The 25,292-nt window shown below is 49.0% G+C and carries 12 protein-coding genes; 10 read left to right on the top strand and 2 right to left on the bottom strand.

From position 1 onward, the window contains the following. Window positions 1-358: 358 nt before the first annotated feature. Window positions 359-892: a DUF1572 family protein gene (locus IM638_10660; protein ID MCA6363489.1), complete on the bottom strand. Its 534-nt coding sequence runs from the start codon at window positions 890-892 to the stop codon at window positions 359-361. Between the two features lie 72 nt (window positions 893-964). Beyond that, entirely contained in the window at window positions 965-1,456 is a 492-nt protein-coding gene (locus IM638_10655) for a GyrI-like domain-containing protein (protein ID MCA6363488.1), read from the bottom strand. Between the two features lie 197 nt (window positions 1,457-1,653). Here IM638_10655 and IM638_10650 point away from each other — a divergent pair, with 197 nt between their 5' ends. The 10 genes from IM638_10650 to IM638_10605 all read left to right on the top strand — a co-directional run bounded on the left by IM638_10650 (window position 1,654) and on the right by IM638_10605 (window position 25,123). Next, complete coding sequence (locus tag IM638_10650; GenBank protein ID MCA6363487.1) at window positions 1,654-2,157, top strand: DUF1801 domain-containing protein; 504 nt, start codon at window positions 1,654-1,656, stop codon at window positions 2,155-2,157. A gap of 38 nt (window positions 2,158-2,195) precedes the next feature. After that, a complete protein-coding gene (gene mnmE / locus IM638_10645; protein ID MCA6363486.1) occupies window positions 2,196-3,605 on the top strand; it encodes a tRNA uridine-5-carboxymethylaminomethyl(34) synthesis GTPase MnmE in 1,410 nt (469 codons plus the stop codon). 32 nt (window positions 3,606-3,637) lie between these two features. Continuing rightward, entirely contained in the window at window positions 3,638-6,442 is a 2,805-nt protein-coding gene (locus tag IM638_10640; protein ID MCA6363485.1) for an N-6 DNA methylase, read from the top strand. Window positions 6,443-6,914: 472 nt separating this feature from the next. Then, entirely contained in the window at window positions 6,915-7,784 is an 870-nt protein-coding gene (locus IM638_10635) for a hypothetical protein (protein ID MCA6363484.1), read from the top strand. Window positions 7,785-7,791: 7 nt separating this feature from the next. Beyond that, window positions 7,792-9,546, top strand: coding sequence for a hypothetical protein (locus IM638_10630; GenBank protein ID MCA6363483.1), 1,755 nt, complete (start codon window positions 7,792-7,794; stop codon window positions 9,544-9,546). Between the two features lie 14 nt (window positions 9,547-9,560). After that, window positions 9,561-11,381, top strand: coding sequence for a hypothetical protein (locus IM638_10625; GenBank protein ID MCA6363482.1), 1,821 nt, complete (start codon window positions 9,561-9,563; stop codon window positions 11,379-11,381). After that, the gene (locus IM638_10620) at window positions 11,378-14,731 is read left to right on the top strand and encodes a hypothetical protein (protein ID MCA6363481.1); all 3,354 of its coding nucleotides are present in this window, start codon (window positions 11,378-11,380) and stop codon (window positions 14,729-14,731) included. The genes IM638_10625 and IM638_10620 overlap by 4 nt, the downstream gene beginning before the upstream one ends. Before the next feature lie 6 nt (window positions 14,732-14,737). Further along, complete coding sequence (locus tag IM638_10615) at window positions 14,738-17,998, top strand: hypothetical protein (GenBank protein ID MCA6363480.1); 3,261 nt, start codon at window positions 14,738-14,740, stop codon at window positions 17,996-17,998. A 13-nt stretch (window positions 17,999-18,011) separates the two neighbouring features. Next, on the top strand, window positions 18,012-23,354 hold the full coding sequence (locus IM638_10610) for a hypothetical protein (GenBank protein MCA6363479.1): 5,343 nt from the start codon (window positions 18,012-18,014) through the stop codon (window positions 23,352-23,354). Further along, window positions 23,354-25,123 (top strand): hypothetical protein, encoded by a 1,770-nt coding sequence (locus tag IM638_10605; protein MCA6363478.1) that lies wholly within the window; start codon window positions 23,354-23,356, stop codon window positions 25,121-25,123. Before IM638_10610 ends, IM638_10605 begins: the two co-directional genes overlap by 1 nt. The last annotated feature ends 169 nt before the right edge of the window (window positions 25,124-25,292 follow it).

The following is a 25,292-nucleotide window of genomic DNA, read 5'->3' as shown; positions in this document are numbered from 1 at the left end:
TAGTCGGGCAGGTAGCCCGAAAAGGGTGGTTGAAGTTGTACGTTGAGTTGTACGGGGTAGGTTTGGGCGGATGATTTTAGAGGTGAAAGTATAAGCGCGAAAAGCAGGAGCAGGAAAGCGCAATTCGCAAGCGGAAAGACTTGCCTGAAAAAGACAGTCCGCTTGGCCGACGGTGGTTTATTTTTTGCAACAGGGGCGGCAGAAATCATTGAAGCGATTATACAGAAAAACAATGATTATGAAACCATCAAAGCAAAAAAACAACCTGTTTTTTTAACTGGCTGCAAATAAAATGCACTTCAACTGCATGCCCCGCTTGTAATGCGAAACTGGCGTAAAAAGCTTAACCGGCAGGCCGTCAGCCTTTCAGGTAATTGCCTCCAAACCCAACCGACTTACCACGCGGAATAGAAAGGCTTTGCCAGTTTTTACCCGCCTGAAAACGCGCCAGCAGCACAATTTGTCCTGCGTGATAGCTGTAATGCGCCACCTGCCGCTGCAAAGCCTGCAGCACGGTAAGCGGTTCTTTGCGAATAAAAATGTGTTGCATCAGGTGCGCAGGCGTAACCGTGTCGAGCGCCTGAAACAGCGCCTGCCAGCCGGTTTCCCATTGCTGCATAAGTTCGGTGCGCGATAAGGGTTGCGCTTCAAATTCGGCATCGCGGTTGCGCCAGTCTTTCTCGCCGTCGCTGGTCAGAAAATCGGTCCAGCGTGAGCGCAGGTTGCCGGCCATGTGCTGCACCACAATGGCGCAGCTGTTTCCGTCGGCAAACGGAATAACTGTAAAACCTTCGTCGCTCACCTGCTCAAGCGCCTTTTCGGCCAGTTGTTTCATGCGGGCAAATTCAAAACGGATGGTTTCAAGCAGGTGGGTTTCAGCGGGTGTGGTCATGTGTGAATGAAATTAGCGGATGCAAGGTCGCAACGAAAAAGCGGGGCGGCAAAATTTAATTGTGAATACTTGTTACCGCGCTTTCACCGGAATCCATATTTCCTCCTGCGCATCCGCATCATCCGGCTTGTAGCCGGGCGGAATACGCTCAAAGCGGTGCCGTGTCACATCGTATTCCCACACCGAAGCGGGCAGCCAGGTGTTGAAAATAAAGTGGAACGTACCCATAAACGCCGCTGCCGGTCCTTTGTGTATAAACACGGCATAATGCCCGCCCGGCAGGGTAAAGTACGTAAGCCCTTCGGGCAGTTCGCCTTTGGCGCTTACTTCTACCCCGCCGCATTTCTCAAAACGGGTTTCAGGTGTAAGTCCGGTGGGCTGCAACTGCCCGGGCAATATGTTTACAAGAAAAATATGCGCATCCGTTTTATGCGCAATGGCGTGGCGGTGCGGCATAAACGTGCGGAACAAAAGCGGCGTTTTATCGGCCGCATAGCTCATTTCAATCAGGCAGCCGGCCAGCAGTTTTTCCGGCACGTGCTTAATTTCGGGTGCGTTCATCATTCAAATGTATTGATTAAAATAAATCCCGTGCGGTTACAAAAAAAGAGGGGAGCGAACCTGCAGGCTCATTAAATTACCGTTCGTTCCTGCTTTCCGTTCCTACGGCCTGAAAAAGGCCGTATCCACTACAATCAGGGCTATGCAAAATACCTGCTGTGTTCCATATTGTTCAGGCTTAAAGTAATTACATTAGCCCCATGAAAAAACCGGCCACCGTAAACGAATACATCCGCAGTTTCCCCGCCTCCACCCGAAAACAGCTTGAAGAACTACGCGCCATTATCCGCAAGGCCGCACCCAACGCCGAAGAGGTAATCAGCTACGGTATGCCCGGCTACAAGCAGCACAGCGTGCTGGTTTACTTTGCGGGTTACGAACGGCACATTGGTTTTTATCCCACCGGCACAGGCATTGAGGCGTTTAAGGAATTGCTGGGTGCCTACACGTTTTCAAAAGGTGCCGTGCAGTTTCCGCTGGGCAAACCGCTGCCCAAAAAACTCATCACCGAAATGGTGAAATTCCGCCTGCATCTGGATACCGAAATTGCCGCCGTCAAACTGGCCGCCAAAGCGGCAAAGAAAGAAGCCGCAAAAGCAGCAGCGCAGGAAAACAAAGCCGCTGCCGGCAAAAAAGCCCCGGCCAAAACGCCCGCCAAAGCGGTTAAGGCAGCCCCGCGCACTACACGCGCCAAAGGCCGTTAAGCCCGGCCGCATTTTATTTCGTTGTACCTTTGGCCTATATGTATGTACCTCCCAATACCGACACCATTGCCGCATTAGCCACCGCACACGGCACCGCTGCCATTGCGGTTATCCGCATTTCAGGGCCGCAGGCGTTTGATGTGGTGGAAAGCGTGTTTCGCAGCCGCAGCGGAAAACCCAAAATGCTGCGCAGCAAACCGGGCCACACCGCCCATTTCGGCACCATTGTGGAGGGAAAAGCCGGCGAGGAAATTATGCTCGACGAGGTGCTGGTGACCATTTTCAAAAACCCGCACTCGTACACCGGCGAGGACAGTGTGGAAATTTCGTGCCACGGCTCGGTGTTTATTCAGCAGCAGTTGTTGCAGCTGCTTTACCGCCACGGCTGCCGCGCCGCACAGCCGGGCGAGTTTACCCTGCGCGCATTCCTCAACGGCAAGTTCGATCTCTCACAGGCCGAAGCCGTGGCCGACCTTATTGCCTCACAATCGGGCGCGGCACATCAGGTAGCCATGCAGCAAATGCGCGGCGGCTTTTCAACCAAAATTCAGATTCTGCGCGAGGAGCTGATGAACTTTGCCTCACTCATTGAACTCGAACTCGATTTCAGTGAGGAAGATGTGGAGTTTGCCAACCGCGATGAGCTCCGCCAGCTGCTCTGGAAAATTCAACGCCTCATTCAGCGCCTCATCGACTCGTTTGAGGTGGGCAACGTAATTAAAAACGGTATTCCCGTAGCCATTGTGGGCAAACCCAACGCCGGCAAAAGCACCCTGCTCAACGCCCTGCTCGAAGAAGAACGCGCCATTGTAAGCGATATTCCCGGCACCACGCGCGATACCATTGAAGACGAAATAACCATAGACGGTGTGCTCTTCCGTTTCATTGATACCGCCGGACTGCGCAGCACCACCGATACCATTGAAAGCATCGGCGTATCGCGCGCGTTTGAGCAGATCAGGCAGTCGGCCATTGTGGTGTATTTGTTTGATGTACACGAAATGACCCGCGCCGCACTTGTGCCCGCGCTCAACGAAGTGAAAAGCCACCTCAGCGGGGCACAACTGCTGGTGGTGGGCAATAAAATAGACAAGGAAGACATTGCCACCGCACAGCGCGAGTTTGTGGAGTTCGATACGCTGTTTATTTCGGCCAAAGAAAAATACGGTATCGACGATTTGCGGCAAAAGCTGGTAAGCCTGTTCGACAGCCGCACCGTAAACATTACCGAAACCATTGTTACCAACGCCCGCCACGCCGATGCCCTGCGCCGCACCAACAGCGCCATTGAACGCATCATTAACGGCATGGGCATGCAAATTCCCGGCGACCTGCTGGCGCAGGATATCCGCGAAGCACTGCTCTATCTCGGCGAAATTACCGGACAGCAAATTACGTCGGATGATTTGCTGGGGAATATCTTCGGGAAATTTTGTATCGGTAAATAAAACATTTTATTATTTATCACCATATTCGAATTATGGTAACGAAAGAAACTGCATACAAAACCATTGCAGCACTTGTAGAACGCTTTGAGGAACAGTTTGCCTCGTACAAAAAAGCGGAGTACAACGAAACATTAACCCGCCGCGATTTTATTGACCCTTTTTTTAAGGCGTTAGGCTGGGACGTGGATAATGCAGAAGGCTATGCTGAGGCTTACCGTGAAGTAATACACGAAGACAAAATAAAAATAGGGAAAGCTACCAAAGCACCCGATTATTCTTTCAGGCTGGTTGGTGGTAAACGCCTGTTCTTTGTGGAGGCAAAGAAACCAAGCGTAGCCGTAAAAGAAGAAATACAGCCCGCGTATCAGGTCAGACGTTACGGGTGGAGTGCAAAACTCCCGATCAGCATAATTACCGATTTCGAAGAGTTTGCTATTTACGATTGTACCAAAAAGCCAAAGCCTACCGACAAAGCAGCTGTTGCCCGCATAAAATACCTTACGTTCCGCGAATACCTTGCAGAATTTGATTTTATCTGGAACACGTTTTCTAAAGAACGTGTTCTCAAAGGAAGCTTTGATACCTATGTACAAAGCGGCACACAGAAAAAAGGAACAGCCACCGTTGATAAGGATTTCCTCGAATCGCTTGACAGCTGGCGCACTTACCTTGCCGCTTCCATAAGTGTAAACAACAAAGAGTTAGACGAAGACGAAATAAACTTTGCCATACAGCAAACCCTCGACCGTGTTATCTTTCTGCGTATTGCCGAAGACCGCAGCGTAGAGCCTTACGGTAATTTGCTCAATACGCTGAAAGGCGGCGATTTTTACCAGAACCTTTTCGATTTGTTCAGGGCGGCGGATGAAAAGTATAATTCGGGGCTGTTTGATTTCAAAAAAGATAAAATCAGCAAACAGCTGCGCATTGATAACAAAACGCTGAAAACAATTATCAGCGAACTGTATTACCCCATTTGCCCCTATGAGTTTTCTGTACTGTCTGTTGAAATTTTGGGCAGTGCCTATGAGCAGTTTTTGGGTAAGCAAATAAAGCTCGACAAAAACCACAAAGCCAAAATTGAGGAAAAGCCCGAAGTACGCAAAGCCGGAGGCGTTTACTATACCCCTCAGTATGTGGTTGATTACATTGTAAAAAACACCGTTGGCAAATTGGTAGAGGGCAAAACGCCTAAAGACGTTGCCAAACTCAAAATTGTTGACCCGGCTTGCGGTAGCGGTAGTTTCCTTATCGGTGCATATCAGTTTCTGCTCGACTGGCATAAAGACTATTACACCAACAACGGCAAACCCGGCAAGGGTAAAAAAGACAATCCGCTTACACCAGACGGCAACCTAACCACCGAACTCAAAAAACAAATTCTGCTGAATAATATTTATGGTGTTGATATAGACGTGAATGCCGTAGAGGTTACAAAACTCTCTTTACTCTTAAAGTGTATGGAGGGCGAAACTCAGGCTTCCATTAACAATCAGCTAAAGTTTTTTAATGAGCGGGTATTGCCTACATTGGATGATAATATTAAGAGCGGGAATAGTTTAATTGATACCGACTTTTACGAAACGCAATTGGATTTTGGAGAGGAAAAAAAAATAAAACCATTTAACTGGCAGAAAGGTTTTCCCGAAGTATTTAAGCAAGGGGGCTTTGATAACGTAATCGGAAATCCTCCGTATGTATTAGGAAGAGAAACGTTTGACCAAATAATTAAAATGTATATTTCTAATAATTACAAATCATATGGAGGTAAGTATGATCTATATGTTTTCTTTTGTGAAAGGGCATTATCTCTGCTGAATAAAGGGGGGTTATTTAGTTTTATTATTCCAAATACAATACTTGTAAATGAAAACGCAACTAAAATCCGTCAAATTATTTTAGAAAATTATTCATTGAAAACAATTCGTGTTTTCAAAAATAGAGTATTTGAAAATGCACAAGTTGAAACGGTTATAATTGCGATTGAAAATCGTAAGCCGCCTAAAAATAGCTTGGTTGAAATTGAAGGTGAACATAACCTCACAATCCCATCAGAAAAGTTCTTAAATAGTAATAATTATAAATTCAACCTCGTACTTAATGACTTTTCAGATGGACTAATTGAGAAAATAAATAAGCTATCCGTAAATCTTGGAGATATTACAGATACTTGCATCGGCATTCAATTAGGAGGAAGTCATGGAACAAGTAAAAAAGAAGACTTTTTATCAACTAAAGCCCATGATAAAACATGGAAAAAAGTCATTGACGGAAAAGATATAAATACTTACTGTCTCAAATCAAAAGGAAATTTTGTTAGATATGGTAGCTGGTTGCATCGTAAACGTGATGAAAAGTATTTTTTAAATCCTAAAATCCTCGTACGTCAGATTGGTAAATATCCCATTGCAACCTATGACGATAAAGAATATTATACTCTAAATACCATTTACAACATTATTGCAGATAGTAATTACTCTCTTAAATACCTGCTTGGAATTATTAATAGTAATTTGGGAAGATGGGTCTGGTTAAAAACAAATTCAGACTTCAAAACAATTTTCCCAAAAATCAAAAAATCAGAGATTGAAGCTATTCCCATTAAGAAGATTAATATTGACAATAAAATAGAATCTGGTGCATATAATGAAATAATAAAGTTTGTTGAGCAAATCATAATTCTAAATTCTGAAATTAGCGAAAGCAAACTACCTTCAAAACTAAATCAACTTAATTCAAAAAAAAATTACTTCGAAAACCGTATTAACGAAATCGTTTACCAACTCTACGAACTCACTCCCGAAGAAATAGCTATTGTAGAAGAAGCAAGCAAATAACAATACTCTTTAGTTATGTCGGAATATACAAACCCTGTTGCAGAGGTAAACGAACCCGATTCGGGCTATTTAGTCACACCCGGCGAAGCCCGTATGACGCCTTCGCTAAATCAGCTACGCGGATAATTCGGGCTGCTTGCCGGTAGCGTTTTGGGTAGTGAGAATATTGTGGCTGATTGAACGGCTGCGCTGAATTTTGTATCACATTCTACCTCCAAACACCCCCAAACCCAAAAAACGCAATAAATACAGCTATTTCAAAACATCAGTCACATTTTGCATGGGTAAAAATATCCGTCTTACCTCTCATTTCCCATCACCGCGTAAACAAAATCTGTTGATAAGATAACCTTCCGGAAATTGGTTTGGCGGGTCTGCTCTTCTACATTTGTTCCGCTCACATTTCCTGTTTTTTTCATTACCGGCGAAATTCCCCGTCATTTCTTCGGAATCAAAACAAAAGCTTTCCGCCATGGAAAACTTATTGCCATTGATTACCGCCAGCGAAGTACGCGAAAAGCTGCAAGGTTTTGCGGGCGTAACGGCTGTGGGCGTGGGGCTGAAGGAAGTGAACGGCCAGCTTACGCCGCGCGTATGTATGCGTGTGTATGTGCGCCGCAAACTGGCGCGGCATACACTTCACTTGTGGCAACGCATACCGCCCCGTGTGCTGGATTTTGACACCGACGTAATTGAAATGCCCGGTTTTGCATACAGCGCAGGTGTGCAGGCCGGCAATACGGTACAGCTTATTCATACACGGCAAACAGCCACAGGCACACAGGCACGGTTTTTACACAACGGGCAGTGTGTGGTGCTTACCTGCAGCCATTTGTTTGGCGAAGAAGCCGCACATACACAGCAGCAAGCCACATTTACACATGCCGGCCAAACTGCCACCGGTGAGTTAATTTGCCGAAAATTAGGCGCGGTAAACTATGGCGGACGCCACATTCATGTGGACTGTGCGGTGGTAGAAAACAATGCACCGCAATTGCCCGCACACGCCCTGCACACCGCTCAGGTAAGCGCGGGCGAAAGCGTGTATAAAACCGGCGGCCGGAGCGGACACACCCAAGGGCTTGTAGTTGACCACGACTATCAGGAACTGGCAAAACCGTTGCACAGGTTGTTTACCGCCACCCATCAACTGCTCATTAAACCCGTAAACCACACTGCATTTTCAGTAAAAGGCGATTCGGGCGCAATTGTAACCAATGCAACAGGTAAGGCCGTGGGGCAGTTGTGGGGAATAAGCAGCAACGGCTATGCCCTTGCCTCACCCATATTGCCGGTTTTACAGTGTATGAATATTGAACTGCTTGCAGTAAATGAAAAATAAAGAAGCAATGAAAACAAGTTTCACCCCGGAAGAGAATGCCGAACAGGCTGCCTATTTAAACAACCTGCTCGATGATGGAATAAGACAGGAACTGCTTGCCATTGAAGGTGTGAAGCATGTGAGTGTGGGATTGAAAATAACGCGCGGAATAATGCTTTGGGAAAGATGTTTTCATGTGTATGTAGATAAAAAGCTGCCTTTATCGTTACTCTGCAAAAAACAATATATACCTGCAATAATTGGAGGCGTAAAAACAGATGTGCATCAAATACAGGAAGTTGTACTTGCGACCTCAACACCATGCAACATAAGTGAAAAATTAGAGAAGGTAAAAGGCGGTATTCAAATATCGAATGGCTATGAACGAATACCGGGAAGTTATCTAGTTGGCACGTTAGGGGTACTTGGAAAAAATAATGATACTTGCGCTTGTAGCACGCTGGCTTTAACCAACTGGCATGTATTGTTTGCCGCCCGAAGCGGGGTTACGATTAATGACGAATCAAGAATTTTTCACCCAACCGCTATTAATAATATTCCTCCCATTGGTTCAGATATAAGTGGTTATGATCCTCTCCCCGATCCAAATAATGATACGAATGTGATTGGAAAAGTGTTGGGAGGAAAAATCACGTCTAAAGCCGATGTAGGTGTATTTCAAATAAAGCGCAGTTGCAGCAATTGTTGTGGTGTACCGTATGAAGAAGAAATATACCGGCTCAGTGAAGTATCACCAATAAACTGGAATGGTGTGCAAGGTACCACAAGAGCCCATACCGGCGATGATGTATATTTTGTAGGAGCCACATCGGGTCCCAGCAAAGGCTATGTGGTTTCCGAAAATGCCAGCATAAGAATTTGTTTACCAGCCGAACTACTGTCCGATCCGACTGTGACACCCGGGCCTGATAATTTATTTAAAATTGAGTTAACCGGCCAGCTTAAAATAAGAACAGCCGGAACGAATGCCTGTAATAAAATGATTCCGATGACTCCTCAGAGTCAATGGCCATTAGGAACACAATGGCCATCAGGAATAAACATACCCACACATTACAGCAGGTTTGTGGATCACGGCGATTCAGGTTCATTGCTGGTAAACAGAGATAATATGGCTGTTGGGTTGATATTTTCTTCTGATACTCCTTTGCCCAATACTGCAAACCCTGAATGCAATAGTTTACCGGTTTCAACAACACCTCCCGGAATACCTCCGCTTCCCGCAGACTGTGCGCCGTTTACGCTATACGGCTACGCCAATCATTTCGACGATGTGATGGATGTAGTACACAACGAGCTGAACATCAATTTTGAAATACGTTACAAAATAAAACCGGCCTCCGGCAGTTCGGGCGAAGCGGAAGTGGCTCCCTCGCCTTTTGAAGAAAAGCTGGCCGAATGGAAAGAACGTGCCGAAGCACATCCGTTTACGAGTGCACTTTATACTGCGCTGAACACGCATAAACAGGAAGTACTGCATTTAGTAAACCACTGCCGCCCGGTAACCGTAGTGTGGCAACGCAATAAAGGGCCGGCGTTTGTAAACAGCATTCTCAATGCGCTGAACGAAAGCGAGCCTTCCATTCCCGTGCAAATCAACGGAATTTCGCTTGCCTCGCTGGCCGAAAAAATGTATGCCGTACTGCTTGAACAGGGAAGCCATGCACTAAAAACCGATCTGGAGAAGCTGGGGCCAACTATTCTGAATGCGATTGACCAGCGAAATACGGTGGACGAAATTTTTAATGCCCTTACTCTTTAAAAAAACACCTGCACATGGCCGATACAATTAAAACCAATGCAGAAATACTTGCCGATCAACCTGCTTTTCTAGCTGCCTATCAGCGGGCCTGTACATATTTGAAAAATACATATCAGGGTGTGCTGGGTGTAGGATTTGGACAGAAACATACAAAAGGCGAGTATAAAAATGATATTGCTATTCTGGTATATGTAACACAGAAAAAAGCAAAGGAAGAACTCAAAACAGACGAATTTATTCCGAAATATTTCGAAGGTTATCTGTTGGATATACATCAGTGTGCATTAACCGTTCCGCTGATTTGTGACGATGTGAATGATTATGTATCAACACCGGGAGGCATACGAGGCGGCATACAGCTTGCGACTAAAGTAATTGGGGGTTCACTTTTTTCGTTCGGCACACTTGGCTGTATTGTAAAACGAAGGCAAGACAGCAGCCGCGAAAATGTATATGTGCTTTCCAACAAACATGTACTCTGGTCGCCGGGAAGTACAGATAGCGATAATGCCTATCATCCGTTTGCGCCGGATATGCCCCAGGCTCCGGGTAATCCTGCACTAAATGCAATTACTTCGAAGAGCAAAACGCTTGGGCGTATTCAGCCCCGGGGCATTTTTGAAAATGTGTCGCATACGCCTCTTTCGGGAACAAATCCTCCCGCTATCAACACATTTATAGACTGTGCAACCGCCCGTGTGGATATTGATTGTAAATGTCTCGGAACCACATGTACTTCAGACGATATACGTGTATCGCCGGGTGTAATTGAAGGGCTTCAGCTTACACATCCCGGTTCGGCTACGCCGTCAGACATGATAAAAGATGTAAGAGACATCAGCAACGATCCAAGTGTATTTGCATCGCCGGCCAATCAGACGGTTTACAAAGTAGGCCGCACAACGGGTAAAACCAAAGGCATAATACGAGCCGTGAATGCTACAATACTTTTTGACCCGGTAAGGCTGATGAATGTGTTTGGAAACAGTTTTTCTTCTTTCCCTCAATTTGGTTTTAATGTAATTGTGATTGATTTCGATACCACTTCTACGCCCAACGGATTGAATTGTAAGAATACCGCACGTTTCAGCGAGCACGGAGATTCGGGTTCAATTGTGGTGGATGCGCAGGGCCGGGCGGTGGGCATGATAAGCTGGGGCAGTGATGTAAGAGGAACAATTACCTGGGCAGGGTCAAACGGCCAGTTAATTTCTCCCGCATCGGCTGCTGATATTGTGGCTGCCTGTCACATTGTGCCCATACTCGATCAGTTGGGAATTTGCATACCTACCGATGGCGGCACCAGCCACGGCAGCAGCGGAGCCACTGATGGCAGCGGCCTTACTCCTGCCCCAAACGCTTCGGGCGGCGGTTCGGGTGGTGCTGTTTTGCGTAGTGTACCGGCACCGGTTTTCGAATCGCCGGCCGCGCCTGATGCGCAGCAGATGGACCGGCTGAACGAATTACGCGAGGCATTCAGAGCCAATGAAAAAGGCGAACGGCTTTATCAGCATTTCGCGCATATACGCCGCGAAATAGGCTATCTGGTGCGCAATGTAAGGCCGGTTACCGTGGCGTGGCACCGCAATAAAGGCCCAGCATTTTTTGTGTCGCTGCTTAATCACCTCAAAGGCGATCAGCCTGTATTTCCGTCGGAAATAGCCAATGTGCAAATTGAAACCCTGCTCAGCCGCATGGAAACCGCACTGCTGGCACACGGCAGCAATCAACTCCGCGAAATCATTACACAGGAAGGCACCGTAATCAGGCAAATGCTTACCCAACACCGCACTGCCGAAGAAATGATTGCATTTGTCAAAAAAATAAGCCAATGAGCAACGGAACGCTGCAAACACTTGTGCAGGAAGTAACCAAAATTCTGAAGCCGCTTCAGGATGATCTTTCCGCATCTGATTCTACACAGGCTTTTTTTGCACGCCTCGGCATTACACTTACCACCAGTCAGGCCAACACAATACGCGGCGCTGCTACGGGAACGGTGTCGTCTATCGGGCAACTCATAAACCATACCGGGCAAATTATTGCAGCACTTGCCGCCGAAAATTACGGCGCGGTGGCCGAGCCTACCATCCATGCAATAGAAGAAATTGTAACTATTGTAAACGGATTTAATACGCTGGGCAATCAGGCACATAATTTCAATTCCTCACTTTCGGGCGATGAAATTGCCAAAAGGATTCTGAATTATTTATTGTTCCGCTACATTGAAAATACCAAAGGCGTAAACGAAGGACTCGAACTCTTTGGCTTGCTTGACCGGGAAACACATCACGAAGATCAGCCTGATGAATATGAAAATTACAGCTATCGTTTTGACCGTATCGGTACGTGGTTCAGTAATCCGGCACAAGCTGTAAATGAAATATACGACTGGGGCAAACCGGGATTTGATGGTGCTAAGTTGTTTTCGCGGCTCGAAGGTGTGCTGCTCCGGCTTGGTCTTCCTGTGCTTTACGATGATAGTTCAACTCCCAAACGACTGGACCTGGTGGTGCTGGAAGCGGTTCCCAAAACCGATGTCACACCGCACGGCTTACTCATTCGTTTGAAAAGTCATATTTCTACTGGTGTAATTTCCATTCCGCTTGGCGATATCATGCGCATGGAAATGGAACTTGGACTTGATACGCCACGCAACACAGGGCTGTTTTTTCAGCCCGACGGTACAGTGGGTTTTAAACCGCCCGAATCGCTGGCCGGATTGGGTGGCGAAGTGAAGTTGAAATTTATCGTGCAAAAGCAAAACCCGCCGCAGCCTGTTCTGCTTTTCGGTGAGGCCGGAGCAAGCAGGCTGGAAATGGGTAAACTCCAGCTCACCACCGGAAGCAAAGTAACCTGGAACGGTTCGGCGGCAAGCGGCACCTATTTGTTTGAAGTGTTGCTCGAAGATTTGAAAGTGGTGATTGATGCCACCAAAGGCGACGGTTTTCTGAACAAACTGCTTGCCGGTGTGTATGCCGAAGCGGAGTTTGATTTAGTGATGGGCATTTCGAGCGAACGCGGGTTTTATTTTGGCGGAAGCAGTGCGCTCGAAATCCGGCTGCCTGCACACATTGCGCTGGGGCCCATTTCGATAGAAGGGCTTACGATAGCGGCCAAACTTCAGGGCGGCGAAATTCCGATAAGCGTGGGTGCCGATATACGCGCCGAACTCGGGCCGATGGTGGCCGTGGTGCAAAATCTTGGTGTAACGGCAAAAATTTCGTTCCCCAACGACAATAGCGGAAACTTTGGCCCGGTGAAATTTGACGTAGGCTTTAAGCCGCCCAACGGCGTGGGTCTTTCCATAAACACCGGCGCTGTGAAAGGCGGCGGATTCCTTTATTTCAACTGGGACAAGGGCGAATACTTCGGTGCGCTGGAGCTTTCGTTCCAGAGTATGATTACGCTTAAAGCCATTGCCATCATCAACACCAAAATGCCCGATGGCAAACCCGGCTTTGCGCTGCTCGTGCTGGTTACCGCCGAGTTTACGCCCATACAGCTTGGTTTCGGCTTTACACTCAACGGCGTGGGCGGCCTGCTGGCGCTCAACCGCACGCTCGATATACAGGCGCTGAAAAACGGCGTGCGCACGGGTGCAGTGTCCAGCATTCTCTTTCCGCAGGATGTAGTAGCCAACATCAACAAAATTATCAGCGACCTTAAAACCATTTTCCCGATTGCCGAAGGGCATTTCATTATTGCACCAATGGGAAAATTCGGCTGGGGTACACCCACGCTGATTTCGCTTGAGGTAGGAATTATTCTCGATATTCCGCAGCCGCAGTTCAGCATTATCGGTGTGCTTCGCTGCATATTGCCCACGCAGGACGCGCCCATTCTGAAACTTCAGGTGAACTTTGCAGGCGGCATTGATTTCGACAAGGGCGAGCTTTGGTTTGATGCCAGCCTGTTCGATTCTTCGCTGCTTATTTTCACCCTTAGCGGCGATATGGCACTGCGCATCGGCTGGGGCGATAATCCGATGTTTGTAATCAGTGTGGGTGGTTTTCACCCGGCGTTTAAAGAAGCGCCTGCCGAACTGGCCGGAATGAAACGCATAATGATCGCGCTGCTTTCGGGCGATAATCCGCGACTGAATGCACAGGTGTATTTTGCCATTACATCAAACACCGTACAATCAGGCGCCAAAGTGGAGCTTTACGCCGAAGCCTGCGGATTCAGTTTGCAGGGCTGGTTAGGCTACGATTTGCTGGTGCAATTCAGTCCGTTTCATTTCATCGCCTCCATCTACGCCGGGCTTGCACTCAAATGTGGCAGTTCAACCATTTGCGGCGTGCGCGTGCAATGCACACTCTCTGGCCCCACGCCCTGGCATGCCGAAGGAGAAGCCTCTATTACCATTCTCTTCTTCGACATTACCGTTGGATTTGATGTAACCTGGGGCGATAACGCGCCTGCACAACCCGAAGAGCTTGAAGATGTGTTTGCGCTTACCCGAAAAGCAATTGAAGACGACCGCAACTGGCGCTCGGTTTTCCCGGCCAACTCAAACCAGAGTGTAACGCTTCGCAAAATTGAACTGCCCGAAGAAAAAATAATTATACACCCCTTCGGCAATCTTGAAGTTAGTCAGAAAGTAGTTCCGCTGGGTGTGGAAATTGAAAGGTTTGGCAATAAAAAACCTTCGGGCGATAAAAAATTCGAGCTTACGCACAGTGGTTCCCCGAGCGAAGTACGCGAAGAGTTTGCGATGTCGAATTTCCTGAAGCTGAACGACAGCGACAAACTTTCGCGCAAATCGTTTGAACGTATGCGCAGCGGTCTGAAGTTTGGTACAGGAAACTCCATTCTTCACGGCGCCCGCACCGATAAGGAAGTGAATTACGAAATGAGTTATGTACACCGCAAAAAGAACCTGATCATTTTTGCCGGACTGTTCACGCTGTTCAAACCACTGTTCAATCAGTTTTCAAAAGCGGGAGCCATTTCAAAGAGCAAGTATGCGGTAAGCAAAAAGAAACCGGGCACACCGCCAGCCGAAGTGAAAGTGAGTGATCCTGATTATCACGTAGTGAATGTAAGCGATCTGAATTTGTTTGAGCCCGGTCTCAGCGCCCGCACACAAACCGAAGCGATGCTGATGATGAATAAACTGATTGCCGATAATCCCGGCCTGAAAGGCAAGATACAGGTGGCCGCATCTCACGAACTCAACTAAACAGCAATGAGCATTACTGTAGGAAAATATACATTCAGTGCGTGGTTGCGCAAGGGTATTGCAGCAAACATCAACCAGACTGACCATCTGGGCTCGGGTACTTCGCCGGTGCAGGAACGTGCCACTGTGCCCATTGATGTGCTGCTGAACACGACAACTGTACACAAAGATTTTCTGCTGCTTGGTCCGGGCGATATTATCGGTATCAATCCGCACATGATTGTGCGCACCGAACCACTGAACTGGATCACGAATTTTGAGCCGAACTACCTTTCCTTTATCGAGTTTTACGACGAAGATTTTATCTGGCGTTACACACCGGCCAAAGCCAACGGCGATAAACTAAGGCCGTGGCTGGCGCTGTTTGTGCTTGAACAGGCTAACGATCCCGACGAAAGCGAGTTTGAAGTGAATACACAAAAACTTCCGCTGCCAACGGTAACCGTAAAAAATGCGGCCGCATTGCCGCCCAACGATCAGTACTGGGCCTGGGGACATGTGCATACCAACGACGGCTATGCCAACCCCGATGAGTTTGAAGAATTTCTGCTTTCGCTGCACGATACCAACAATCCGAATGCCGACAAAATTATCTGCCGGCTGATGAGTCCGCGAAAACTCAAACCCAATAAAGCCTACCGCGCATTTGTGGTGCCTGCATTTGAAACCGGGCGGCTGGCCGGGCTGGGTGCTGATCCTTCTGCCACCGATTCGCAGCAACCCTCGTGGACAGCCACTTCGGCGGGTGTGGAGTTTCCGTTTTATCATGAGTGGTTTTTCCGTACCGGCGAAAACGAAGACTTTGAATCGTTAGTCAAACTCCTTGAACCGCGACCGGTTGACAAGCGTGTGGGCATACGCGACATGGACGGCAACAAACCCGGCTTTGGCGTAACCACGGGCACCGACATCGGGCAAATTCTTCCGGCCGATCTCGATCAGCGCATCGTTGGGCTGGAAGGTGCGCTGAAATCGCCGCAAACAAAATCCAAACCAGAAGCCATTAATACCGGCAAACCATTTTTCAAACAGCTCGAAGACATACTCAACTTCCCTGAAAACCTGCGGCTGGCTGCTGACGAAGAAACAGACCCGGTGGTGTGTCCGCCCATTTACGGCGCCAACCATGCGCAGCGTTACCTGATTAGCCGCGCAGGAACAGGCTGGCTCAATCAGCTCAACCGCGACCCGCGCAACCGTGTGCCCTCGGGCTTTGGCACGCGCGTAATTCAGAAAGGGCAGGAAGATTATGTGGCCCGTGCCTGGGCGCAGGTGAAACAAATACTGGAGGCCAACAAACGCATCCGCATGGCGGCGCTGATGATGAATGCCATACATTACCTGCATCAGCAGTTTTCGGTAAAACTCAATCAGGCCGAAATCATTTCGGTGTTTTCGCCGGTGATGAAAAAGGTAAAAGGATCGCCCACCACCTTACACTATCAGCTTGAAGAAAGTGCCCTGCCGCCTGCGGTAGTCAATGGCGCATTCAGACGCTTGCTTCGTCCGCGCGGTGCTGTAGCACGCAAAATCAATCGTGTTGCACCGGATTACAGCAACCTGCAATTAGTGAATGACCTGAACGAAGGGAAAATAAGCGCAGCACCTCCGCACCAGACACCGCCCGATTTATTTACCGACCGAAAAACAGCCGGAGAACTGGATTCAGCAACTCCTTCAGGCACTGCTTTTCTGAAACGCTACGGCTGGCTGCTGCTGCTTATTCTATTGCTTGTGCTGCTCGTAACCGGGCTGCTGATAAATACCCTGCTGATGTGGATTGTATGCGGCATTGCGGCCGTAGCTGCCATTATCGTTTACGTTATGCTGCGCAATAATAAACCGGTACACACACCATCACTTTCTCAGCAACTTACTACACCGGCCACACTCGTTGAAACGTTGCAGGACACACCTCCCCGCCCCGATTTTGCGCTCACCATGTACAATACCGTTTCTGCACCGGTGGCAACGGCAGGAACTACGGTATCGCAAACCGAAATACGTTCATCGGCTTCTGCTGATGCGCTGAAACTAAATGCCACCACACTTTACACACCCGCTGCAGGCAATGCAGCAGAAAGTCTTGAAGCGGCCAATTTCCGCAAAGCAGCCATCAACCTCAATCAGCGATTAAAGATTGAACCGAAGGAAAAACTGCGCATGCCATTCAACCTGAACAATGCCGAAACAAAACTCAAACAGGCGCTTGCCCCGCGCAAAGCCTATCCGGCAATGATGGCCGGGCAAATCAATTTCACGTTCAATCCCGGCTGGCTGCTTATCCCCGAAAATCTGGTGCCTGCCATGGCCTATCCTGATTTTGATGATCCGATGTATGAAAAACTCCGCGATATATCCACCGAACTTTTTCTTCCCAATTTGAAACTGATTCCGCCCAATACTATTTCGCTGCTCATTACTAATCCCGAATTTATTGAATCGTACATGGTGGGGCTCAATCACGAAATGGGGCGCGAACTGTTGTGGCGCGAATATCCCACCGATCAGCGTGGAAGTTATTTCAGACAGTTCTGGGATGTAAAAGGCATTATTGCCGACGACAGTGAACTTACCGCCGAAGAACTGAGTGAACGTTACAAAGACATTACGCCGCTTGACAAGTGGTATTCCACCTCGTCATTAGGCACACACCGTAATCCGCAACGACCGCCCGGCAAACAGGTTGTGCTGGTGGTGCGCGGCGAACTGCTCAAGAAATATCCGAACACAATTATTTATGCGCAGAAAGCTCATATTGCCCGGAAAGCCGACGGCACGCCCGATCCGCAGAAAGAGCCGGTGGTGAAAGAGGTGCAAACCGAAGCCGATATGCTAACCGAAATCCGCTTCCCGATTTTCAGAGCCGAAATTGATCCTGACATCCGCTTCTTTGGTTTCGACATGAACATTGATCAGGTAAAAGGCGATGAAGATCCGCAAACACCGGCCGACGACTGGGGGTGGTATTTCATCATTCAGCAAATGCCGGGAGAGCCGCGTTTTGGTATGGATGTAACGTTTGAGCCGGATGAAGATCCTGAAACACCCGTTACGTGGGATGATCTTTCGTGGGAAAGTTTCAGTACACCGCAGGAATTTATCAATACCTCGGTACGGCCAAAAGATCAGTTCTGGAATCAGCTTACAGCCGCCGAGCAGGCGCAGTGGGGAAGGCATTCGGCCGATATGGCTGCGCTAACCTTTCAGAAACCGGTGATGATTGCGGTACATGCCCGCGAAATGCTTGAAAATATTAACGCCTGATTTTTTCTTTGCCATGAGCGAATACACTCAAACACTTGCCGCACTGCGCAAAGCCCGCATTGACCGCGACGAAGCAGCCGCATCACTTTACGCCGCACAGTTACAAAGGCTGCGGCTTGAACGCAGCCAACGCAAAGCACTGGCCGGCGAAATTGCCTCAGACAATGCGTTGCAGCAGCGCATTGCACAATTGCAGCAAAATTTGCGCGAAGCCGAAAAACTACTTCGTGAAACTGCCGATGCTGTAAACCGTGCAAACAATGCCATTGAAAACTGCACGAAGTTGGAAACTCTTATCAAACAACTTACGGCAGAACGTGATGCGCTCAGGCAGAAGATGGAAGAAATACAGGCCGGTTTGCAGCAAAGTGAAACAGACACTACACTTCACCGGAAGCTGACCGAAAGTTTGAAAAAACTCGAAGCGCAGTTTCAGGCAATCGGGCAGCGTTTGCCTGTGCTGGAAGCAGCCATGCACGAATGCCGCCAAAACCTGCAGCAACTGCAGCATGAACGCGATGAATTGCTTGCACGGCAAACAAAATTGCAGGAGGAGGTAAACAGTATCCGGCGCACACTGGAACGTGAAACCGCAGAAATACCACGCAAACCCGATCAGCGCAATGAGTTTGCCGCCTCACAGCAGCAGGTAAAAGAAAAAGTATCCGTGCTGCATGAAAAAGAACAAGCCGTTGCACAATGGCTCAACACACTTTTTCAGAACAAAACACCCATGCAGCTGATCGAGGAATGGAACGACGCATTACCCATTCTGCTCTTGCCGCTGCGTGTGGAAGTACGTTTCCGCCCCGCCGAACTCTGGGTGCGTGTATTCCCTGATGAAATTGCAGTAAACACGCATGAAAAAACACTTACCGACAGCGAAAACGAATTCGGGCAAGCCTACTGGAAAGCACTGTTTGATGCTGCATCCGACACCGCCAAAAAAGAAGCATGGCGCATGCTTGCCGAACGTTTTGGCTCCAACCGAAGTGCATGGGTAGCGTTAAGCACAAAACCCAAAAACTGGAACGCCACACCAGCTCCCGCCACCACCTCCGAACTCGAATTTTCCGAACAAACACTGGTAAAACCCGATAGCTGGACACAAGCTCCGCATACCCGCACTTTACCGGATAGATTAGTACTGACCACCTTCCGCGCAGGTGCACTCATTCATTCAAAAACCGGCAATCAGATCAACGATCAGGTTGTGCTTGGACCCTCGCCGATGTCAACCGACGAAAATCCGTCTATTTCGCGCAATGCCGAAAACCGACTGGAATACGGCAACGATATGAAGTGGATGATTGATTTTGAAACTGCCGTGCAGCAAGGACTCGGATTCATTCTTCCGCTTACACAAACCGATGTGACCGCCGGCTTCGATCAGCTTCTTGTAATTGGTCTGAAACATTCTTTCGATCACACTGATTCGCCTAAGCTGCTCGAAGACCTGCTCAACAATCATCACTACTCCAAAAAAGGACTTAGTCTGGTGCAGCAGGGCGCCGCCACCAACAACACCGACGGCGATGAATCAGGCTTTAACAGTGTTGATTTTTTAGAGGAAAAGGGATATTTCACCGAAACCGGCGAACCCAATTTCACCGCACAAACCGATCCGCTCAAAATTACCGACGGGCAGCGGCTCTGCGACTATCTGGGTATTTCGCACAGCACCCTGCACTATGTATCGGGCAGCGGGCAAACCGATACCGCCGAAGCATTAGCGATGAACCGTGCGCTGTATGCCGGAACCATTGGCTATTACCTGAACAGCATGCTCAATGAAGTACTGAGCAATGCGCAGGAAGACCATGTGCGCGAAATGTTCTGCAACCACGTAACCGGTCGCGGCCCTTTGCCTGCATTGCGCGTGGGCCGGCAACCCTACGGCATTCTGCTTACCAGTGATTTTGAGAAATGGACCTGGCCGCGTACACCTAAACCTACTTTCGACAGTGTCTTTGCCAATCAGACCCACCTCTTACTGAAAAAACTGGCCGCCTACTGGAAACAGTTTTTACCCGAACTGGCCCACATCAGTAAATCCGGCAACCCGGGGGCAAACCTGATGAGTGTGCTGGGGCTGCATCCGGGCTCCGTTCAGTTTCATCAACGCGTAGGCTATAGTTTCGATTATCTGAAAAATCTTGAAGCGTTTAGTTTCGGTGGAGAGTATATGTTTGATGTAATTATGGCTGCGTTTGAGCAAAGCAGCGCACGCGCATTTCTTCGCAGTCTGGGTTACGAAAGCGAACGAAGCAACGGCACCACCAAACCAGTTCCGCATCTGCTGCAACTCATTTTCCGCCACTATCACACACGGCTTGATCCGAAAAAACTCATCGACTCCACGCCTTTTTCGGAAACGGAGTTGATTGTTCCTTACGACAAGGCGAGAAATGTAAATTATATCGACTGGCTGATTGAAAATGCGGGGGATACCGATAAACTTGAATCGCGCAATTTTGGTGCAAGGCTCAAAGCGCCGGATACGCTTTTGTTTATGTTGTTGCATCATGCGCTGCTGCACGAAGCGAAATTCAGTATAAACCGTTTGCTGGCAAACAACAACATACGTGCCGATGAACTGTTGCGTTCGCGTACGTTCCTCAACATGAGTACCGCGCCCGATCTTTCGCCGTGGGAAATATTCAGGGCGCCGGCAAGTATGGTTATTGAAAACGAAACGTCAACCCTTCCGCTCCTGCAATTTATGCAGCAGCCACAGTTTACCACAGGCATACAGTTTGAGATAGCGCGGAATTTTACAGATACGGTAGAAGCCATGCGCGTGCTGCGCAACCTTCCCACTGCCCGCCTCGAACGCGCCCTCACCGAACATATTGATTTGCTAACCTACCGTCTGGATGCGTGGCAAACCGGATTGTTTGATATGCGTTTAATGCAGCAGCGCAGCCAGCGCCCGGATAATGGAATATATATCGGCGCATACGGTTATCTGGAAAATGTAAAGCCCGACAGAAGTTCGCGCGTGAAAATTCCGGAGAGTATGCTGCCGGTGGAGATGCAGGAAAACAAAAACAACCTCTACCGGGTGCCTGCCGGTGGCGGTTACATACACGCGCCAAGTCTGAACCATGCCACAGCCGCCACACTGCTGCGCAACGGCTATCTTACCCACGCCAACGCTGCCGAACGCGAAAAACTTTCGGTAAATCTTTCCAGCGAACGTGTGCGCAGAGCCATGATGCTGATTGAGGGAATACGAAACGGACAAACGCTTGAAGCACTGCTCGGCTATCAGTTTGAGCGGGGCATGCACGACTGGAGCACCAAAGAAGTGAATCCGGTTTTTCTCAACCAGTTGAAACCTGCATTACGCAGTGCATTCCCAATTAAGCGCACCAAAGTACCGCGCAGGGGAATAGCCGAACCGGAAGAAGTAACGGATGATTTCTCCGTGGTGAACGGACTATCAATAGTGAACACCGCCGATAGCTTTCCGGAAGGAATAAGTGATTTTCCGGCGCTGAGTGCTGCACAAACTGCGGCATTGAAAGCAGAGAAAAACAACATCGAAAATTCACTTGATGCGTTGCATGATTTGCTGCTTTCGGAAAGTGCCTACCAGCTTGCGTTGGGCAATTTCGACCGGGCGGCGGCGGTGGTGCAGGCTGTTTCGGGCGGAAGTATGCCTCCTGAAATTGACGTAATTAAAAGCACACACGGCAGCGACCTGAGTTTTACCAATCGCGTAATACTGCATACCGATCCGCTTCCCGGCGGCAATCCCTGGCCGGGCATTGCCTACACGCTTCGCGCGGCTACTGAACCCGGACTCAATAACTGGGCCGCATCGTTGCTGGGAAATGCAGATACGATACGATGCAGTGTGCGGGCAATAGATAAAGATGGCAATACACTGATTGATGATGCCGCACAACCCATAACCGGCATTATCACACTGGCCGACCTGAATATGCAGGCGATTGATTTTGTGTATATCATTCGCAGCAAAGCCGAAAGCACAAGTTTCTCCGAACTCGAAAGCCGTATCCGGTTTGCTTTTCTGCGCGGCAAAGATCTCGACGAAAGCATCATTACTGAAATCACTTTTACACAAAGCGGAAGCAACGATTTATCAGTACGAAGTTTTGCCGAAATCATGCCGCTGGCCGATTACATCCGCCAGCTTATTACCAAAGCCCGTCCGGCTACGGCAAAAGATTACCTCACCGCATCGAAGGAAGTAAGCGATGCGCCCGGCAATCCCGGCATGAGCGATACGAATGAGCTTCGTGTGAGGGTGCTGGCCATGCTTCCGGTGCTTGAATCGTTGCACAGTCAACTGGAAGCCGCGCGCACCAATGCTGTGAATCTTGAAACTGCCGTGGCACTTAATGCGCTGCGTGATGCACTTGCTGCTATTACCGACGCCGGACTTGTACACGCATGGCCGATGAGCAGCAACGGTTACAGTGATACGCTGCTTGCCGAACTTACCGCACAAACCGATTCGGTATTAAATCGCTTTGCATTGCTGAAAGAGAAATTTGAAGCGTATGCAGCTACTGCCGCCGATCCTCTGACAAACATTCAGCAGCAGCTTACCGGCTATACCGATATGGCCCGCCTGTTTTTAGGTGCCGATTACTGCCTGCTGCCGCGCTTTACACTGCGCAATGTGGAAGAAGCCGCGCAGGCGCACGCCACACGCAGCCAGCTTCTGGCGTATGCCACCAGCACACGCCAAATTGCACTGCCTGCCGAAGAATGGCTGCATGGCACCGCATTGGTACGCCCGTTGATGCACACACTGCAAATGATATTTACGCTGCACGAAACGCTCGGCAGCGGCGGCGTCACGCTGAGCCCGGTGCAACTTCCGTGGCGTGAAAACGACTCATGGTTAGGCTGCGAATTTCCGGCAGGCACAAGTATTGTACACGACACACTTTCGGTAATGCAGTTACAAACCGAATACTTCACACCGGCCGGTACGTTGTGCGGACTTGTGATTGACGAATGGACCGAATCGATGCCGCGCGAGGAAGAGACAACCGGCATTGCGTTTCATTACAACCAGCCCGACAGTGCACCTCCGCAGGCGCTGCTCTACACGCTTTCGCCCGAACTGAACGGACAGTGGAAATGGAATAATCTGGTTTCATCGGTGCTCGATACGATGGCTCGTGCCAAACTCCGCGCGGTAGAACCTGATCAACTGGAAACCCGTGCTGGAATAAGCACACTGCTTCCGGCCGTACTCTCAGAGTTCAGCACAGGCAAGAGCACCATTTCGCTTGATATGGCGCTGATGCTGCCTGAGTTTTCACAGTTCTACAACAATGCAGCATTAATTTCAACCATACAACCCGGCAACTGATGGAACCCATACAACTCAATCAGATTTTCAGTACCCGGCCCGAACTGCTCAGCTACATATACCGCGAGCCGCAGATTATTGCCTACAACCGTTTGGAGCCACGGGCCCGCACCGAAGATTTTACACGCAGCCTGCGTGCCGAGGTGCGCGATGCCATGTGGATGCTTACGCGCCAGTGGCAGATGGGCGAATTTGAAGCCGAAGATGCCGGATCGGCCATTGATGCGCGGCTGCTGACGCATGAAACAGCTATTGACCGCTTTGCAATAAAAGGGCTGCAGGGGCAGATTTATAGCAACGAGATGCCGCTCGAAACAATTGCCGAACGCGAAAAAGTGCCGTTTACTACGGCGCTGAAAGTGCAGGTGGGGCACTACTTTCTGCGTTTGCATCCTGCTCCCTTGCGGGCAGCCTATGAAGCGGCATACCGCACGGCTTTTGCATTGCCGGAAAACGATGAAGCGGCTTACCGGGGGCAAACCGACGGAAGCAATTTTTATCAGGCTGTTAAAAAGCGCGGTATTGATGGCGAGAAGTTGCTGGCCGCCGTGGCCGATGGCACACTGCTTACCAAAGCCGGAATAGCAGCAGCCGATGAAGCAGAGATTACCACTTTGGGAATTCAGCTTACAGCGTGGTTTACACGGCAATATGCACAGCCCGGCAGCAACACACCCAATGCCTGGGATCCGCAAAAACTGAGTTATGATATCAACCTGGCTGCGCCACGCATGGCTTCGAGGCAATATCTGCTCGAAGCTAAACGCTACGGCGAAGGTTTGCTCGACTGGTATTCGTTTGATCTGGCGGCAGGCGCTGAGCGTATTACACTTTCGCCCGAACCGGAACCGGAGTTTAAAGATCAGACGCTTTCGTTTTTGCCTGCTGCGGCCAGCTTTAAGGGTATGCCCAATCCGCGCTTCTGGGAATTTGAAGACCGGCAGGTGAACTTCGGCAATCTCAATGCCACCACAACCGACCAGCTCATGCTCGTTTTTGCCGAACTCGGACTTATTTACGGCAACGACTGGTGTGTGATTCCTTATCCGATGAAAGTAAACAGGCTTTGTGAAATTAAAGGACTTGTGGTTACCGATGTATTCGGAGACCGGACACTGATCACTGCTGCCGGCAACGGGGCTGAAGACAACTGGGAACGTTGGAGCATGTTTAATTTGAGCAATAGCGGAAATACCGGCTATTACAACAAACAGTTTTTCCTGCCTGCCGCACTGAGCCAAACATTAGAAAGCGAGCCGGTAGAAAAAGTAAATTTCATGCGCGATGAAATGACCAACATGGTGTGGGCCATTGAAAACATTATTCCCGATGCCACCGGAAAAGGCATAAGCGGCGATGAAGCGGCTGATAAAACAGGCATTTTACCCGAACCGCTTCCCGACTCCACAGCCGGCGTGCGCTATTTGCTTGGCACCTCCGTTCCCGAAAACTGGATTCCGTTTTTACCCGTTCATAAAAACGGATCAGATCAGGGCATTTATCTGCAAAGGGCATCCATGCCCAAACTTGGAGCTCCGCCACGCGATGTGGTGAAAGCCAAAGGTGTTTTACTCACCGAAGTAAGTTCGCCTTATTACGTAAATGAAGAAGAAGTACCCTATTCCGGCACTATTCTTACCCGTACCTATCAGCGTACGCGATGGTACAACGGAGAAACATTTATCTGGATGGGGCGGAAACGTACTACCGGAAAAGGAGAAGGCAACAGCAATCTGAAATTTGATCAGATTGACGACCTCTCGCAATAAGCACTTTGCATTTTGATACCAGGATTTCATGCTGGCCATACCTGAATGCGGCAGGCATAAACCCGTTTAACCGTTTACAATTGACAACACCCGGATATAATTACTTATTTCCGGGCTGTTGTTTTTTTATGTGATATGTTCGCGGCCGGTTTATTTATTCACTCTATCT

This window comes from Bacteroidota bacterium (assembly GCA_020402865.1).
GTDB lineage: Bacteria > Bacteroidota > Bacteroidia > Palsa-965 > Palsa-965.
This window is presented reverse-complemented; position numbering and strand designations above follow the sequence as displayed.

Bases quoted from the DNA above. Each gene is read 5' to 3' on its own strand.
- IM638_10660 (MCA6363489.1), bottom strand. From the start codon at position 892: ATGACCACACCCGCTGAAACCCACCTGCTTGAAACCATCCGTTTTGAA.
- IM638_10655 (MCA6363488.1), bottom strand. From the start codon at position 1,456: ATGATGAACGCACCCGAAATTAAGCACGTGCCGGAAAAACTGCTGGCC.
- IM638_10650 (MCA6363487.1), top strand. From the start codon at position 1,654: ATGAAAAAACCGGCCACCGTAAACGAATACATCCGCAGTTTCCCCGCC.
- mnmE (MCA6363486.1), top strand. From the start codon at position 2,196: ATGTATGTACCTCCCAATACCGACACCATTGCCGCATTAGCCACCGCA.
- IM638_10640 (MCA6363485.1), top strand. From the start codon at position 3,638: ATGGTAACGAAAGAAACTGCATACAAAACCATTGCAGCACTTGTAGAA.
- IM638_10635 (MCA6363484.1), top strand. From the start codon at position 6,915: ATGGAAAACTTATTGCCATTGATTACCGCCAGCGAAGTACGCGAAAAG.
- IM638_10630 (MCA6363483.1), top strand. From the start codon at position 7,792: ATGAAAACAAGTTTCACCCCGGAAGAGAATGCCGAACAGGCTGCCTAT.
- IM638_10625 (MCA6363482.1), top strand. From the start codon at position 9,561: ATGGCCGATACAATTAAAACCAATGCAGAAATACTTGCCGATCAACCT.
- IM638_10620 (MCA6363481.1), top strand. From the start codon at position 11,378: ATGAGCAACGGAACGCTGCAAACACTTGTGCAGGAAGTAACCAAAATT.
- IM638_10615 (MCA6363480.1), top strand. From the start codon at position 14,738: ATGAGCATTACTGTAGGAAAATATACATTCAGTGCGTGGTTGCGCAAG.
- IM638_10610 (MCA6363479.1), top strand. From the start codon at position 18,012: ATGAGCGAATACACTCAAACACTTGCCGCACTGCGCAAAGCCCGCATT.
- IM638_10605 (MCA6363478.1), top strand. From the start codon at position 23,354: ATGGAACCCATACAACTCAATCAGATTTTCAGTACCCGGCCCGAACTG.